The sequence below is a fragment of the Gilliamella sp. ESL0250 genome (genome assembly GCF_013345045.1).
Taxonomy (GTDB): Bacteria; Pseudomonadota; Gammaproteobacteria; order Enterobacterales; family Orbaceae; genus Gilliamella; species Gilliamella apicola_H.
Window position 1 is genome coordinate 1 of the sequence record NZ_JAAEDV010000021.1, and the last position, 15,569, is coordinate 15,569.

The 15,569-nt window shown below is 26.3% G+C and carries 19 protein-coding genes; 5 read left to right on the top strand and 14 right to left on the bottom strand.

The features are described from left to right. Positions 1-118: 118 nt before the first annotated feature. From GYY69_RS12390 to GYY69_RS12405, 4 genes are all read right to left on the bottom strand, one after another. Complete coding sequence (locus tag GYY69_RS12390; RefSeq protein ID WP_174797962.1) at positions 119-451, bottom strand: hypothetical protein; 333 nt, start codon at positions 449-451, stop codon at positions 119-121. Between the two features lie 339 nt (positions 452-790). Continuing rightward, a complete protein-coding gene (locus tag GYY69_RS12395) occupies positions 791-1,123 on the bottom strand; it encodes a DMT family transporter (RefSeq protein ID WP_174797963.1) in 333 nt (110 codons plus the stop codon). Between the two features lie 398 nt (positions 1,124-1,521). Further along, positions 1,522-2,058 (bottom strand): hypothetical protein, encoded by a 537-nt coding sequence (locus GYY69_RS12400; RefSeq protein WP_174797964.1) that lies wholly within the window; start codon positions 2,056-2,058, stop codon positions 1,522-1,524. Between the two features lie 215 nt (positions 2,059-2,273). After that, the gene (locus tag GYY69_RS12405; protein ID WP_174797965.1) at positions 2,274-3,071 is read right to left on the bottom strand and encodes a RepB family plasmid replication initiator protein; all 798 of its coding nucleotides are present in this window, start codon (positions 3,069-3,071) and stop codon (positions 2,274-2,276) included. A gap of 1,107 nt (positions 3,072-4,178) precedes the next feature. On the opposite strand from GYY69_RS12405, the gene GYY69_RS12410 reads away from it, so the two are divergent. Genes GYY69_RS12410 through GYY69_RS12420 form a run of 3 tightly spaced genes read left to right on the top strand, consistent with a single transcriptional unit; the run spans position 4,179 to position 5,983 of the window. Next, complete coding sequence (locus GYY69_RS12410) at positions 4,179-4,667, top strand: hypothetical protein (protein ID WP_174797966.1); 489 nt, start codon at positions 4,179-4,181, stop codon at positions 4,665-4,667. Between the two features lie 49 nt (positions 4,668-4,716). Beyond that, positions 4,717-5,013, top strand: coding sequence for a hypothetical protein (locus tag GYY69_RS12415; RefSeq protein ID WP_174797967.1), 297 nt, complete (start codon positions 4,717-4,719; stop codon positions 5,011-5,013). Positions 5,014-5,047: 34 nt separating this feature from the next. Next, entirely contained in the window at positions 5,048-5,983 is a 936-nt protein-coding gene (locus GYY69_RS12420; RefSeq protein ID WP_174797968.1) for a DNA-primase RepB domain-containing protein, read from the top strand. A 48-nt stretch (positions 5,984-6,031) separates the two neighbouring features. Here GYY69_RS12420 and GYY69_RS12425 read toward each other — a convergent pair whose 3' ends face one another. From GYY69_RS12425 to GYY69_RS12455, 7 genes are all read right to left on the bottom strand, one after another. Further along, positions 6,032-7,168 (bottom strand): site-specific integrase, encoded by a 1,137-nt coding sequence (locus GYY69_RS12425; protein WP_174797969.1) that lies wholly within the window; start codon positions 7,166-7,168, stop codon positions 6,032-6,034. Between the two features lie 1,040 nt (positions 7,169-8,208). Next, complete coding sequence (locus tag GYY69_RS12430; protein WP_174797970.1) at positions 8,209-8,637, bottom strand: hypothetical protein; 429 nt, start codon at positions 8,635-8,637, stop codon at positions 8,209-8,211. Positions 8,638-8,646: 9 nt separating this feature from the next. Then, positions 8,647-9,774, bottom strand: a complete 1,128-nt coding sequence (locus GYY69_RS12435; protein ID WP_342354084.1) for a DotA/TraY family protein — start codon at positions 9,772-9,774, stop codon at positions 8,647-8,649. Further along, on the bottom strand, positions 9,774-10,136 hold the full coding sequence (locus tag GYY69_RS12440; protein ID WP_174797972.1) for a hypothetical protein: 363 nt from the start codon (positions 10,134-10,136) through the stop codon (positions 9,774-9,776). Before GYY69_RS12440 ends, GYY69_RS12435 begins: the two co-directional genes overlap by 1 nt. A 22-nt stretch (positions 10,137-10,158) precedes the next feature. Beyond that, complete coding sequence (locus GYY69_RS12445) at positions 10,159-10,875, bottom strand: DotA/TraY family protein (protein ID WP_174797973.1); 717 nt, start codon at positions 10,873-10,875, stop codon at positions 10,159-10,161. A 520-nt stretch (positions 10,876-11,395) separates the two neighbouring features. After that, complete coding sequence (locus GYY69_RS12450) at positions 11,396-11,722, bottom strand: hypothetical protein (RefSeq protein ID WP_174797974.1); 327 nt, start codon at positions 11,720-11,722, stop codon at positions 11,396-11,398. Positions 11,723-11,784: 62 nt separating this feature from the next. Then, a complete protein-coding gene (locus GYY69_RS12455; protein ID WP_174797975.1) occupies positions 11,785-12,066 on the bottom strand; it encodes a hypothetical protein in 282 nt (93 codons plus the stop codon). Between the two features lie 261 nt (positions 12,067-12,327). Here GYY69_RS12455 and GYY69_RS12460 point away from each other — a divergent pair, with 261 nt between their 5' ends. Both GYY69_RS12460 and GYY69_RS12465 read left to right on the top strand, forming a co-directional pair. Then, positions 12,328-12,798: a hypothetical protein gene (locus tag GYY69_RS12460; RefSeq protein WP_174797976.1), complete on the top strand. Its 471-nt coding sequence runs from the start codon at positions 12,328-12,330 to the stop codon at positions 12,796-12,798. A gap of 62 nt (positions 12,799-12,860) precedes the next feature. After that, positions 12,861-13,361, top strand: a complete 501-nt coding sequence (locus GYY69_RS12465) for a hypothetical protein (RefSeq protein ID WP_174797977.1) — start codon at positions 12,861-12,863, stop codon at positions 13,359-13,361. A 98-nt stretch (positions 13,362-13,459) separates the two neighbouring features. Here the strand turns inward: GYY69_RS12465 and GYY69_RS12895 are convergent, their stop codons facing one another. The 3 genes from GYY69_RS12895 to GYY69_RS12980 form a co-directional block, all read right to left on the bottom strand. Then, on the bottom strand, positions 13,460-13,582 hold the full coding sequence (locus GYY69_RS12895; RefSeq protein WP_255458462.1) for a hypothetical protein: 123 nt from the start codon (positions 13,580-13,582) through the stop codon (positions 13,460-13,462). A 179-nt stretch (positions 13,583-13,761) separates the two neighbouring features. Next, positions 13,762-14,280, bottom strand: a complete 519-nt coding sequence (locus GYY69_RS12470; protein ID WP_174797978.1) for a helix-turn-helix transcriptional regulator — start codon at positions 14,278-14,280, stop codon at positions 13,762-13,764. A 41-nt stretch (positions 14,281-14,321) separates the two neighbouring features. Beyond that, complete coding sequence (locus tag GYY69_RS12980) at positions 14,322-15,509, bottom strand: tyrosine-type recombinase/integrase (protein ID WP_342354085.1); 1,188 nt, start codon at positions 15,507-15,509, stop codon at positions 14,322-14,324. Between the last annotated feature and the right edge of the window lie 60 nt (positions 15,510-15,569).

Here is a 15,569-nt window from a genome sequence, read left to right on the forward strand (position 1 = left end):
GATATAAATGCCTGTTCATCGTTTTGTCCTTATTTTCATTACCTTAATTATTCTAGTGTCTCGATAGCTTTAACTACTCTATATTCTTGATGCTAGATGTTAATAATTCCAGTTTACGTTAAACCCTTTGATGATGTAAGTTCTTAAACCCTTGCTCTATATCGCATAAATCGAGCATTTGGGTTTTTCTTGCTGACATAACACTATCACATTCAATTAATTCAACCTGATTAATATTGAAACATAATAACTCAACCGGAAAGTCTATCTGTCCAGTTGTCGTGCTTGGTAGTAATAAATGAATATCAGGTGAGATGGGATTTAACGAATCTTGCAGAGCTTTTTGACGTTCTTGCTGGTAGATCAACAGTGTTTGTGTTGACAAGGGCTCGGCTAACACGATAGTGACGGGATAGATAACAAAGGCTAAACTTAATAGAAATTTTTTCATCACAACGCTTCAAAGTCCAATTTTCACTCAATTATTACATAAAATTTGCGCAAAAATACTAAACTGAAACGGATCAAATGTCTATATAAAAAATAGACAACTTTTATTATATAATAATTTTTTATATTATTTTTAAAGATATTTTTATTACTTATTTAGTTTGTATTTTATGATTTTTATATAATTTAATCACTTTTACATTCTCAACATAAGGAAAATTGCAATATTAAAATATTGTTGAATTAGCATTATAAATTTATAGCATGCTAGACAACAATCTTTATATGCTTTAGTTACAATCAATAAATTATTAATAAAAAATTTTTTATTATTTAGATTTTAATGCCCTGCTACTTTCGAGAATAAATTAATAATCACCACACCAAACATAATAAATCCCATGCCGATTAGCGCAGCGAGATCCAATGATTGTTTTAAGAAAATCCAAGCGATTAAACTGATTAGTACAATCCCGATTCCAGACCATATTGCATATGCAATACCAACAGGGATTGTTTTTAATGCTAATGAAAGGAGATAGAACGAAGCGCTATAACCAATAATAGTAATAATTGAGAAAATAAGATTGGTAAAACCATTTGATAGTTTCAATGAAGATGTCGCTATCACTTCACAAATAATTGCAACAAACAGTAATAAATATGAATTCATCTTAATGCCCATAATCGTTAAATTAAAAAGCTAATTTTCTAAAATCGACGCTGAATCCTTTAGATTAACCAACTTTAATTAACTGCATAAACGTTAATAGATAAAGCCAATATTTTCGTGCCTTATTTTTGCATCATTAATTATGAATCAAAGGTAAAATAGATAGCTATTAACGCTTGAAAAGGAAGATATTAATGGTGGGTTGTGAGGGCATCAGTTAAATAAATAACTGATTGATTATAATTAACTTATTTCAACAACCCATCAATCAGTATACAAATACGTATACAAAATATTTTCCACTTTTGTATAATTATACCATTTTTATTATACATAAAAAAGTACATTATTATTACTTACACACGCTCAAGTACACGTACTTAAACAAAAAACAAAGACTATATACATATTTTTTGTATATTTTTAATGTTTACTTTTTTAACTTCTTCTTTATTACTACTTTCTTTTTTATTTTTTAATAAAAATATATCATCTTCTATTTTTAAAGTAGCATATTCGTATAAATTACTTATTTCATCAAGTTTACAATATGTATTAACATTCATATTTTTACATATTTTAATGTTATTTTTACAACTAAAATACACAAATAATTCAGCATTTTTTATACTTACATTAAAAAATTTTTTTATTAATTTTTTAGCAAAATACGCAGTTATTTTTAAACCTTTTTTTCTCTCAATTAAAATTATAGTATAAATAATATTCAATTGTTTTCTTTTTGCGTTTAAACCTCTTTTTACTCCGCCCATTTTTTTAAAAAATTTCAAATTGAAACCAATACGTTCTTTTTTACAAAATTTAAAATGATGTTTAAGTTCTTCGTATTCTTTTTCTCTTTCTACTAATTCAGCAATTTCATTATGTAATTTTTCTAAATTTTTATTGTAATCATCATATTTAATATCATCCATATTTTTTACCTCGTTATTATTATTTGTCTGTTTAAGTACATGTACTTAAACAGAAACTTATTTATATAATATATGTAAAATATTTTTAATTATGTCAATATCTAATGTTATGTTTTTTTAATATTTTTTAGATAATTGGAAGGTAAATTGACTGTTCAAGTACACGTACTTAAACAGTAGGCTAAAAAGCACTATTAAGTGCTTTATTTGTATATTTAAAGAAATAAACCATTTTTTACATTATTCATATAACTACTTGATTTATTTGTTTTTTGTTGTTTTTTTGTAGATTTTGTTGTAGATCTAGTTTTATACTCTTTATTACTACTACTATCTATTGCTACCAATTCTTTATCTTCTTCCATTTTTTTTGATTTAATACTAAAAGCAATAACATCGTTTTCTATTTTATAACTAATACTTAAATCACTTTTGTCATTTAATTCTTTTACAGCTTTTTCAAGTACTCGTTTTTTTAAGTCAAAAAGTCTTGTATATTTGTTATTTAACAATAACATTTCTCTTAATTCTTCAACTTCAATATTTCTTGTTTTTATTACTTTATATTGTGCTAATAATTCATACAATCTTATACTGTATACGCTTTTAAATGTACTTATATTACTTAACTTATATTTAGTAAATTTGTTTTTTAAATCAAATAGATAAGGAATAATATGATCGGAAAATACTAACTCAGCTACTGCTTCGTTGTTGTAATAAGTTTTTGCTTGTAGCCATCTAAACGTAATTTTTTTTTGATTGTCTTTCAAAATTATAGACTTATTATATAAGTCATCTAAACCATCTTTTATTGCTTTATATATACTGTTTTTATCAATATTTTTAAACTGTTCAGCAAATTCGTTTGCTTTTATAACAACTGTTTTATTGTCAGCACTGGCAGGGTTTAACTTACTAATAGCAAACAATATTATTCTTTGTTCTGCTAGCGTTAAATTATAACTAGCACTTACTAAATCGTTACTTTTATATACTATTAAATCACTCATTATTATTATTATCTCCTTTTATTGTTATTATATTTATAGTTATTTATTTAATCAGTTTTTGCTACTTGTCAACGCTTATTCTAAAAATAATCGTTTTTTATAAAATAATCCAAAAAAAATGAATATTTTTTTTAACATTCGTTTTGTCGTTCAACATTCGAAATGTCGTTATTCACATTCTTTTTGTCGTTTTTTACATTCAAAAAGTCGTCATTTACATTCTTTTTGTCGTCAATGAATTTTGTAATATATTGATATTATTGGTTAATTTAGCCAAAAAACAAGCCGAAAATAGGAAAATAATAAAATAATAAAGTAAAACAAGAATGATTTTAATAAAGATTTTTAAAAACCTGTAGTTTTTTAAAAATAAAAAGATCGGTTAAGGGATGGGTGCTTAGCAGCACACACAAAACCATAAGCAAGCAAGCTTGCTTGAGACTTGCGCTAAAAAAGACTTGTGTAGAACATTTAAAAATCTGTTGATTTTTAAATGAATTAGCTAATAAAAGAATGTTTTTGAAAAGGAATTATATGTATGTGCTAAATATAAGCTATTTATAAAGTACATAAGTAACGCGCTATAAAAAACAAAGTAATTTTTATGATTACTAACTATATATTTTTATGTATTTAATATTGACAATTTAAATATATTTACTATAAGTATAAGTAATAATAATTTTATCTCTTAAACTTATTATTATTATAGAAAATGTACTTTTTTAACCAAAACCCTTTTTAATAAAAGGGTTTTTTATTGTCTAAAATAAAACCAATCTTCCAATTTATCACTTTTTCACAAAAAGCACAATAAAAATAAGTTCAAATGCTCAATAAATAATCAATTAGTTTTGTCTTTTTTAAAAATAACAATTATATTTCAAGTATAAACTTTTATTTATTACAAACAAAGCAAAACTAATAATTTTAACATATAAAAGTTTAAAAAAATACAACTAATAGCACAAAATGCTAAAAAACTAACTTTACATTTCAAAGATATTTTATATAACTATAAGTAAGAAAACAAAATAATGTAACTAAAACAAAAAGTTACGCAGTTTTTCTAATTTAAATAATAATAATTAATATAAGGAATGAGCTATGTTAAAAGAAACAATGAAAGTTAAAAAGACAACTAAAAAAACAACTAAAAAAGTAGTAGTAAATAAATTAATTGATATAAAAATTAAAGTAAAAGAAGATTTGAGTAGAACTATAGGAGCTTTAAGAATAGCAGGTGTACCTATTGCTTATACATACAGCAACAGATCAAATGCTCGCGTTTGCCCAAAAATCGAATTCATCAAATCTTACCCTTACTCAAGTGGCTCGCGAAGATATCATGAAGTTGTTGTGCCCGCAGGTTCTGTTTTTATTATAAGAGATTTTGAAACAAAGCAACTTAAATATTTAAAAAAGTGGATCAATGAAGAAAAAATTGAATACACAAGAGTTTACAAAAAAAGAAATGTTGTACAAACAGAGCAAGCAACACAAACACAAGTAATACAAGTAGAAGAAAAAGTAGAACAAGCGCAACAGCAATTACAACAAGTAGTAGTACAAGCAACAACAACAGCAACTATTTAATAATAAAAGCCCCATTTTGGGGCTACTAATAAGAATAAAGAGGTAAGCAATGAAAATAGAAAATTTAATAAACGATATAAAAACATATAACAGCTTAAAAGATAAAGAAAATTATACAGTTAGAGAAAGTAACATATTAGAAAATATAAAAAATACAATAAATATAAAGCTATTAAGTTTAATAAATTTTATAAATGATAATGATTATAAAATATACAAGATTGACTTGGTAAACTTAAACAAAGCTAAAAAAGAAGATAATTTATTACTTTATATTAATGTTTTATATAACATTATTTTAAAAAACAGTAGAGTACATTATAAAGCATTAAATAAAAGTATATAAACAACAACAACAATAATAAAAGAGGAATTAAACAATGGAATATACAAAGTATATAAAACAAATAGATACGTTATTAGCACAAACATATAGAATTACTACTATTAATAGAACAAATAATTGTGTTAATACAAAAATATATAATAGTTCAGAAATTAAAGAATTTAAAATATACAATGAGTTATATAATTTAAATAAAAATGGTTCAGATATTTATATAACACCTTTAAGTGATTATTATTATTATTTAGTAATTGACGATATAAAAACAGAAGAAGCGGTTGATGAAATAAAAATGGAATTTGGAAAACCAATTTTGCATTTAGAAACTTCTGAAAAAAATTATCAATTTATTTATATAGTTAGCAAAAAAGAAGCGAATCAAAAGCTTGCCAATTTTTTTGTTAAAGCAATGAATAAAAAATATGGTGACCCGAATTTTTCAGGTGCTGTACATGCATTTCGAGTTGCAGGGTTTAGAAATAAAAAAGAAGGAAGAAATGATTTTTTAGTTAAAGCAATTGAAAAAGATGATATACGTTTTAAAGTTTTTAATTTTTTAAAAATAATGCACAGAAACGAATATATTCATAATTGCATTAAAAATCCAGACATTTTACATACTACAAATAACAATACTAATAATAATGATATTGAAATTAATGAAATAAAACAAGTAGATATAAATGGTGAAGAATATTTAGAAATTAGTAGATTTTTTAATAAAGAAAAAAATCGATTTATAGGTTTAGCTAAAAAACAAAAATGGGTTTTAGACGATAGTGTAATTGATTTTAACGCAATAAAAAACACACTGAATAAATATGCGGAATATAGGAATATTTGTGCAGCGGTACTGGACGACAATAAAAGAGAACATACAGAAGATTACACAATTAGAACTATTAACAAAGCATTAGAAAAATTAGAAGAAGAACACAAAAAAGAAAATAAAAAAGGTTTTAGTATATAAAAATCAACCTGTTTTTAAGTAAAAGCCCCAAAAATTGGGGCTTTTTTATTAGTACAATATAGTAATATTTTTTCTATATTTATTAATAACACTATTATTATTATAGTTAAAATCAAAGTTATAATTTTTAGTGTGTTTTATTTTGTGTGTTGCTGTCGCCTCAAATTTCCTACCACCACTCCCTCCTTTTTGGTAGTTGCCATAGTAAGTCTGCGACTTATCTACTCTATGCCCTAAAAATGCAGCGATCGTGTCTTCATCCGTTTTTACTCTTTTTAAATCGCTAGCAACTTTATGACGAAAACTATATAAACTTACAGCAGTTCCATATTTTCTATAAAAAAATTTGCTTAGACTTTTATAAGTTTTTTCATTTTGTTCTATTTTATAAACCCCACCATTTCTAAGTTGCTGCCTAAAAACATTTTTGTAGAATTCCTGATGTAATTCATTATCTTTTTCTAGCGTCGTTGTACAAATTCTAACGTCCTGCCCTGAATGTTTTCCAATTTTTGCGCCACTTATAGTTGCTTCAATAACATTTTCCCCGTTTTCGTCTTGTTTTAATTTCAAGCTAACGCCTTTTTTAAACTCAGCTGGTCTTAAACCAAAAAGTTCATAAACTATTAAAATATCTTTATATTTTTTTACACAAACTTCATCCATATTTTTTAAAATATTTTTAAGATCAGGCATTTTATTTAGCGTTTTTCTTTTACTATTTACCCTTTCAAATATTATACTTTCTTTATTTAGTTTAAAATTGTCTTTTAGTATAATTGCTAAATCAAAAGCTTGATTAGTTAACTCTATCATTTCATTGGTTTTTTTATTTTTTCGTGCGTAATCTGATTTTTTTTGTAATTCTTTAATTTCATTAATTAATCCAAATTTCAATGAAGTTCTATACAAATCATAAGTTGAACTCGTTTTTGCTTTATGTAGCAATAAATTAATTTCTGATTTTTCAACATTTTTATTGTTATTTATTAATCTGTTATATACTTTTAAGTAAGTTTCATAAGTTGCTTTATTACTTGTATAATGCTCGTTTAGTTCATTTACAATTTCATTAATTTTTTTGTTTTTACAAATACCTACAGCTTTATTTTCTAATTTTGCTTGTTGTTCAATTTCATCTAAATATTCATTTTTTAATTTGTTTTGTAATAATGTAAGTTTCATAATGCCCCCTTATTTTTATTATTATTTTTTTAATTTTTGTTTTGCTTTTCTCGCTTTTTTGCTCAAAAAACAAAGTCCAAAAATTAAAAAAATTCATTGTTTTTATTGATTTTTTCACTTCGTTTTTAAGCTTTTATGCTCAAAAACTCATCTCAAAAATCCCTAAAAATTCCATTTTTTTTAATGAAAAATTGGGGCATATTCACTTTTTTTTATTTTATTTTTTTTGTATTTTTCTCGCTTTTTTGCTCAAAAAATCCAATAAAAAATAAAATTAATGCTTACATTTTGCTTATTTATTTTTGCTTACATTAAGCATTTTTAGCCTTATCAATTTTTTATATTTTTTGCTTTTCGCCCAAGCTTCAAATCAAAAAATAACAAAATTAAACGGCTAATTAGTTAATTAAAAATTGCTTTTCGCTCAAGCTTCAAATCAATTATTTAATTAACTAACATTATTCTATCTTCGTTAAGTTCACTTGCTCGCTCGCTTTGCTTGCTCGTTCTCAAAACTCGATACAATAATGGGGGCAATTTTGGCTCATCGCCAATCCGCTATCTTTGCTTTTCGCTTCGCTTCAAATCAAAAATAGCAGACCATTGCCCACATTATTAGGACAATAAAATTGTCCGAATGAATGTATATTTTGTGTCCAATTAATTTGTACAATTAATTAGTCCACTTTTCATTATGCCCACTCCTATTTATTTAATCAGTTTTAGCATTTTGTCAATGCTAACCTGTTACTTTTTATTAATTTTTTCACAAAAAAATTGAAGCTATTCGCATCAATTTTTCACCTCAAAATTAACAAAAAGCTATAAAAAGTGGTGGGCATAATTCAAAATTTGAGCTATTTTTTTTAATTAAAAATAGCTTTTTTTTGCTTATTTTTTTAAAAAATTTTGGTGAAATTTGCTTATTTTGTTTAATCAAAAATCATTAAAATTTAATAAAACTAATTGGTTTTTTTAACAAAAAAACACACAAAATAAATAAATTAAACACAAAAAAAAAGAGGCTTTTAACCTCTTTTTTATTTAGTATTTCTGTTATTGTAATTTATCAAAGTTTCATCAAGCCCAGATTCTCTTGCTTGCTCAACTGATAATTGTTTTCCAAGATCTTTCGCTTGTTGCATGTAAGCGTTAGCTTTTGTTCTGTCACCAGCTTCAAAAGCAAGTTTAGACAACGATAATTTACTATTTGCTTGTTGTGCTAAACTATCAAATTCTTGTTTTGTAGCAGTTTCATTATAAGCATTTTCTAACATGTCAAGATCTTCTTTTTTATTCATTTTTTCTTGTTGCTGTGCTTGTTCTTTTTGTCTCATTTCTTCTTGTTTTGCTTGTTGTTTTTTGTTAGCAACAGCATTTGCTTTAAATGCATTTATTTTATTTCCTGCTCCTCTAGCAACTCCCCCCATCTGATCTAAACCAACTTTAGCTAAAGCAGCTTTTGCCATTGTTGTGTTTTAAGATTCTTTTGCATAAGAAGCTAAGCTTTGACCTGCATTAACATTTAACCATTTCATGACCTCATCTGGTATAACATGAATTAAAGAAAATGATTTGTTTATAATGCTGTATAAAACACCAAAATATACAAATAAAATTGCTATAGTCTTAATTATGCTACCCCCCGCAATTCCAGTAAGCGCAAGCATAGCAGGGAAAGTTTCAGATAATAAACCACCTAAAATATTGAGCATTTCAATTGCGCAAATTAAACCAATAATCATTAATGTTGGGCGTAATGCAAGTGATAAAACTAATCCATATCCAGTACTTCCTTTACCTGTGAAACCATCTGCATCAGGTTGTAATTGTGTGACTACCCATAATGGGGCTGCTACCATTGCTTCTAGCACTAATATCATCCAGCCACCGATTATCCCCAACCACAACATATACGGCATTAATGGTAAAAGTACAGAAAGTGAATTACCAACCACCCAAAGACTCACAGAAATTGGCATAAAAGCAACAACCGCTATCAAAGCATTACCAACTATAGATCCTGAAAAAATACCAGCAACACCAGCTACACCCGCACTTACACTAATTACAATACTACCTAAATTTATTGCCAGATCACCATAATATTTTGCTATAGTAATTGGGTTTATAGATCCTGCTGAATCTTGCATCGTCTTAACTAAGCTGTGCGCAGAAGCATTACCATCCCAAAAAGGATTTATTGAAAATGAAAAAGTATTACTTGCTTCTTTATTTATACCATTAAAAATTCCTGTAATTGCTCGACTTCCTGCGTTGCCGTCTTTTTTGTCTTTTTGTTCATATTGTTCATATTTTGCTAATGCTTGTTGTGTTAGCCCATTGACATGCTTACTGTTAGCAGAACTCGCCTCTAAGTCGTTACTTGCCTTATTCATCACCGACGATAATTCAGTACCTTGCCAAAGTTGTTCAAAGCTGAACGAAGATTCAACACTTATTGGGGTTAAATTAGCTAATTGTCCTAAAATTTCTTGAATTTGAATTAAACGAATAGACCAAGATCCTGCCAGCATCCAGCCGTCCTTTTTCACAGAATCAGTAAAAGAACTCCAAGAATCTGTTTTTTTAAATGCTTGTTCAATTACAAAAGCATTATTTTTTTGTACGCATCTATTGCTTCATCAATTTTTGCTTGCAAATCAACATTATTAGGATTTTTATAATATTGTCTTGCTAGCAGTGACATATCAGAATGTAGTTTATTTAAAAAATACACTTGATTTTGTAATACAGTATTAAATAGCGGTGCTAAGTTTTTGTAATCTCCTAATTTTTTATCTAAATCATTGCTTTTTGTTTGTACTATGTAAGCACCACAAGCTCTTAAATCTCTACCAATTTTATAATTTTTATTGTCGATTTTTATTGAATTAGCCATATTATTTATTGATCCGCTAACGCCTGCTATTTGATCTGCTCCAAAACTTAAAAATTGAAACGGCAACTCAAAAATTTCTGGTTTTAAACTATAACCATAGTATCCGCCAGTACTTACGTAAGTATATGATTTTTTTATAAATTTCCTGATTAATTTGATTAACGTTAGATTTTGGTGAAACCCATTTGCTAGTTAATTCAACATCTTCTTTTCCAATTTGTTTATACAAATCATTTGTTGCTACAACGCATAAATTTGATAAAAAAACTTGTTTTGCTAACGTGTCGATTTTTTGGTTTGAAATATTTGGTACAACTACACCATTTGCTACCCCCATATTTGCCACATATTCTTGCCAGACATGAGACGCAGCCCCGATACTCATTTGAATAACCCAAAGCATAAACATTTGTATGGCACAAAAACCGCCAGACACTGGCACTAAAAAAGCAGTACTTGTAGCCATTCTGATTGGCAACCACATAGACGACCATTTTTTACCTAAAATTTCACCGTCATGCGCAGTTGACATTGTTCCTGCCATTAACGTATAAGCAACAATAATACCACCCACCATTAATACGACACTATTAAAAGCTAACAAAGCCGCAGAAAGCGGACTTTTAGACATATCATCTTCAGGAAAATAGATATCCAAAAATAATTTTTTTGATATATCCGTGTCACTAATATTAAACAGATCTACATCTACTGCATTAGCAAACGCATTGCTAGCAAACATTAATAATAATGTTGTTATTAGTGTTATAAACACTAAATTCTTTTTATAAATACTAATATTCATAATAACTTACCTCTTTTTATTTTTATTATTTGTATAGTTTTTAACTACTTATAGTTACTTATAAAATATTTAAATAATGTCAACAGTTGAACTTCATTATTTTTATTAAAAAATTTAAAATTAAAAACTAGTTAAAGTATTGACATTATTAAAATATTTTATAAATAAATAATATTAATAATTTAAAAATGAGACTTTAAAATTAGACATTAAAAAAAGAGGTTAAGAATGGATAAGAAAACAAATAAATTTAGTAGTATAAAATACGATTTAGCTAGTAATTTTTTAACATTATTTTATGTATTAGCTACGTTTGTAATTGCTGTGTGTGTGTATTTTAATGGTACAAATATTATAAAGGTTATTACGTGGGATTGGTTCTGGTTATTTATCATTTGTTGGTCATTTTTATTTGCTGTGCCGTGTCAACTTTTAGCACATTTTACACTAAATATTATATATAAATCAAAGTGATATATTAATTAAACATATAAAAAAAGAGGTTAAAAACCTCTTTTTTTTATCTTGGTTCATTACCAATAGAGGGAGGAGGAGGAGGAGGATTTGATATTGTTTGAGAATTAGAACTACTAGTTGTTACGTTAGCATTTGTATTAGTAGTATTAGTAGTATTAGCAGTAATATTTTTTAACTTGTTATTTTTTAAAGTCTTTTTAATCTTTTTAAAAATAAATACTACAACACTAATTGTAATAAAATTAATAACAAAACTAAAAAAAATCCAGCCTATACTTATATGTTGTTTTGTAAATATAAAAGAAATAAGAAAGTTAACTGTTGTAATTATAAACGTTATTCTTGTTATTAAAAAAATCTTATCTATCATTTTTTACATATCCAATTTTGATTAAACACACTTAAAAAGGGCTAAAAAGCCCTTTTATTATTTTACATTTTTGGTCTTCTAGGTTTTGTTGGTGAAACAGGTAGCTCATCTGGTTCTGGTTCTGATTCTGGTATAACAGATGGTTCTGGCATTGGCATCTCTATAATATCTATTAAAATGTCCCAAACTAATTGAATGCAAACAATATCTTGCGATTCTTTTATCCACTCCCTAATTTCTTCTATTAATTGTTCTAGTTCATTTTCTTCAGTTTTATTTAATTTATTTTTTGATTTTAATTCTTTTACTCTTACAACCTTTTTTATTATATAGTCACATGTCATTTTTTAACTCCTTCATTTTTAACTTAACTTGTTACTTTTTAAAAATTTTTGAAAGATTTCAACGATCAGTGTAGTTAATTGTGATAGCTTTAATCTATTATAATTAATTATATTGATCTGTGAAATCGATCATACTATACTATACCTGAAGTAAAAATGAACAGTTTTTTAACAAAATATAGTTAAAAAAACATAATGCTATAATTAATTAAAAGTTGACAAAATCAGTGAAATCTGATTTAGAGTAAGAGGTACAGAATTATGTTATGGGGTTCAGCAGTTATTGATGATATTGCTAATCATTATGAAAAAGCACAAGAAGAACATAAGCAATTTATAGAAAAAATTAATAAACCTTTTGGCGATGGTATATCTTCATCAAATATTAATTTAAAAAGACAAATTAAAAAAAATAAACAAGATATTGCTAATTATAAATTAGCTTTGTCTAATGATACAGAGGTAATGTATAGATTGTTTATGCATAGAAATATTTTAAAACAATCTATTTATAACTTTTTAGAAAAAGTTGATGATAAAACTAAAAAATTATTTTTAGATACTTTAAATGAATTAAAAACAAAAAGCGAGCAACGTCAAGATTATAAGGAAAATTTATGGAATTGGGTTAATAAACCTAACTTTTCTCAAACTTTATTGAGAGATGTTCAAAATCCAAATGAGCTTGATTATACAGCAGCTTTATTGTTCCCAGATGTAACTAAAAAATAATCTTTAATAATAAAAGTTGATAAATTAAGTAAAATCTGATTTAAGGTAAGAGGTAAAGAATTATGCTATGGGGCGCAGCGGTTACTGAAGATATTGCTAATCATTATGCTAAAAAGAAAGAAGAACATAGAAAAGCATGTGAAGAAATGGATAATCCTTTTGGTAAAGGGATATCTATTGATAGTGCGATGTTAATTGATTATAAAAGACAAATTGATCGTTATAAAAAAGAAATTTATAATTATCAAACTCAAATTGCTAATTATAAATTAGCTTTGTCTAATGATACAGAAGTAATGTATAGATTGTTTATGCATAGAAATATTTTTAAACAATCTATTTCTAATTTTTTAGAAAAAGTTGATGATAAAACTAAACAATTATTTTTAGATACTTTAAATGAATTAAAAACAAAAAGCGAGCAACGTCAAGATTATAAGGAAAATTTATGGAATTGGGTTAATAAACCTAACTTTTCTCAAACTTTATTGAGAGATGTTCAAAATCCAAATGAGCTTGATTATACAGCAGCTTTATTATTTCCAGATGTAACTAAAAAATAATTATCAATAAAAAATTAAAAAAGATCCCACTAAAAGTGGGATTTTTTTATATTATTATAAAGTGAAAAGAAAAAGAGGGATATTCCCTCTTTTTTGTGTTAATTATCTAACTTGGGTTCATTACTACCTTTATCAACTAAAGGCGAACTTTTGTTTTGTCCATCACCCTTATCCACTAACGGTGAGCTTGAACCTGTTCCAGCACCATTCTGATTTGGCATACTGTTTTTAGAGTTTCCATTGTTGGTTATAGCATCAGTACCAGTATTTGGATTGTTAGCTTGGCTAGCATTTTCTGCTCCACCTTGTTGTGCTGTTCCTCCACTAATACCATTACCTTGAGCTGTTCCAGCAAATGCATGTAAAGTTGGTATTAATCCTGATGATTTTGCTTGCTATTTTATATCGTTGTTTTAATTATTTTTTTAATATTAACTTTACCATCTTCTTTTTTTTCTTTTTTTGAATTATTTGCTGTAAAATGATTTAATAAAAATTCATATTCAAATCGATTTCTATCTACAAATAAATGTCCTTTTATATTAATAGCTGTTAATTCAGCATTTGAGCTAATATTAATATTATGCTTTTTCATTATTTCTACAGCTTCGTAAGCAGGTATTAAATTATCAATATTGATACTTGCTAAACTTATAGTTTCTGTTGTTTCAATTTTATTTAAACTACTATTATAAAAACAAATAATTCGAGGTCTGCTATATAACCATTCTTTTACTTCTTCATAAATAAAACAAACCTTTTTTTTGCCAACTTGTATAGGTCTTGGTAATTGTAGTGTTTCATCTTTTAACCATCTGTATATTGTAGATTCATCACAACCTAATGCTGTTGCTAGCTGTCCAATACTTATTGTTTGTAATGTTTCCGCAAAACTTGATAATGTTGTTTTACTACCCATAAATACTCTAAGAATAATAAATATTACATTACAATATAATACTATAAAACTGAAACATTACTTACATTTTCTACATAATCGCCCCACCAACCCATCAATTCAAATCTTTTTTCAAGATATTGAGCATTGTTATAAGTAGCTCTTATAATATTTTTATCTACATGTGCTAACGATATTTCTATTAATTCTTGATGAAATTTTAAACTTTCATTTAAAATGGTAGAAGCAATAGATCTAAAACCATGCGCTACTAATTTATTTTTAAATCCTGCTCTTTTTAGCATTGTATTTACTGTTTCTTTACTTGTGTGTTTACTTTTATCATTTAAATATTTTCTATTTATAAATACATATTCAAAATTTGGTGGTGTTATATCCTTCATTTTTTGTAAAATTTTTAATGCTTGTTTTGATAAAGGCACTATATGTTCACGCCTCATCTTCATACTATTTGCTGGAATTGTCCAAATCGCTTTTTTTAAATCAATATCAGCCCATTTTGCTGTTGCTGCCTCCCCTGGTCTCACTAATGTTAATAATTGAAAATATGCCAATAACTTAGTTTGCTGAGTAGCAGGATAATCATTAATTACTTTTAAAATAACAGGTAGCTGAGCAGGTGGTAAAGTTGGCATATTTTTAGATCTATGCGTAGCAAATCTTAAATTTTCAAATTTATTATATTCAACAAAACCAAGATTTTTCGCATAATTAAAAACTCTACCTACAACTTGACAAACTCGAGCAACAAGATCAGTTTTGTTTTGATTAATCAAGGGTTGTAAATACTCTTTAAAATCAGCAGGAATTAACTCATTAACTGATTTATTAACTAAATTATTATGAATTAAAACGTGATTAACTATAATATTTTTATTTCTTCTGAAAGTTCCTTCAGTTATTTCACCTTTATCTAAATTAATTTTTTGATCGTCTACCCAGCTCAAAAAAACATTAATAAATTTTCTTTTTTCTTCTTTTTGTATTTGCTCTTCTTCTTTATCTTTGTAATTAGCAGGATCTGTTCCATTCAACAATAATTTTTTAAACTCATCCCTTTTTTCTCTTGCTTCAGCTAAAGAAATTAAAGGATATTCACCAAGACTAAGTTGATTTGCTTTTTTAGTATCAGGTCTTAAATATCTGAATCGCCAAATTTTCGTGTAACTATCCCCTAAAATAGTACAGCAAAAAAGTAGAAAATTCTCTATGATAAAAGTAAAGGGGATTTAATTATGAAAAAAATGACCGAACATCAGATTGTATCTATTTTAAAAGAAGCTGAAGCC

What these genes read in the sequence shown, in the direction of transcription:
- GYY69_RS12405 (WP_174797965.1), bottom strand. Translation starts at nt 3,071, where the DNA reads ATGAGTGATTTAATAGTATATAAAAGTAACGATTTAGTAAGTGCTAGT.
- GYY69_RS12410 (WP_174797966.1), top strand. Translation starts at nt 4,179, where the DNA reads ATGTTAAAAGAAACAATGAAAGTTAAAAAGACAACTAAAAAAACAACT.
- GYY69_RS12450 (WP_174797974.1), bottom strand. Translation starts at nt 11,722, where the DNA reads ATGATAGATAAGATTTTTTTAATAACAAGAATAACGTTTATAATTACA.
- GYY69_RS12415 (WP_174797967.1), top strand. Translation starts at nt 4,717, where the DNA reads ATGAAAATAGAAAATTTAATAAACGATATAAAAACATATAACAGCTTA.
- GYY69_RS12395 (WP_174797963.1), bottom strand. Translation starts at nt 1,123, where the DNA reads ATGAATTCATATTTATTACTGTTTGTTGCAATTATTTGTGAAGTGATA.
- GYY69_RS12895 (WP_255458462.1), bottom strand. Translation starts at nt 13,582, where the DNA reads ATGCCAAATCAGAATGGTGCTGGAACAGGTTCAAGCTCACCGTTAGTG.
- GYY69_RS12400 (WP_174797964.1), bottom strand. Translation starts at nt 2,058, where the DNA reads ATGGATGATATTAAATATGATGATTACAATAAAAATTTAGAAAAATTA.
- GYY69_RS12465 (WP_174797977.1), top strand. Translation starts at nt 12,861, where the DNA reads ATGCTATGGGGCGCAGCGGTTACTGAAGATATTGCTAATCATTATGCT.
- GYY69_RS12420 (WP_174797968.1), top strand. Translation starts at nt 5,048, where the DNA reads ATGGAATATACAAAGTATATAAAACAAATAGATACGTTATTAGCACAA.
- GYY69_RS12430 (WP_174797970.1), bottom strand. Translation starts at nt 8,637, where the DNA reads ATGGCAAAAGCTGCTTTAGCTAAAGTTGGTTTAGATCAGATGGGGGGA.
- GYY69_RS12390 (WP_174797962.1), bottom strand. Translation starts at nt 451, where the DNA reads ATGAAAAAATTTCTATTAAGTTTAGCCTTTGTTATCTATCCCGTCACT.
- GYY69_RS12460 (WP_174797976.1), top strand. Translation starts at nt 12,328, where the DNA reads ATGTTATGGGGTTCAGCAGTTATTGATGATATTGCTAATCATTATGAA.
- GYY69_RS12425 (WP_174797969.1), bottom strand. Translation starts at nt 7,168, where the DNA reads ATGAAACTTACATTATTACAAAACAAATTAAAAAATGAATATTTAGAT.
- GYY69_RS12445 (WP_174797973.1), bottom strand. Translation starts at nt 10,875, where the DNA reads ATGAATATTAGTATTTATAAAAAGAATTTAGTGTTTATAACACTAATA.
- GYY69_RS12470 (WP_174797978.1), bottom strand. Translation starts at nt 14,280, where the DNA reads ATGGGTAGTAAAACAACATTATCAAGTTTTGCGGAAACATTACAAACA.
- GYY69_RS12455 (WP_174797975.1), bottom strand. Translation starts at nt 12,066, where the DNA reads ATGACATGTGACTATATAATAAAAAAGGTTGTAAGAGTAAAAGAATTA.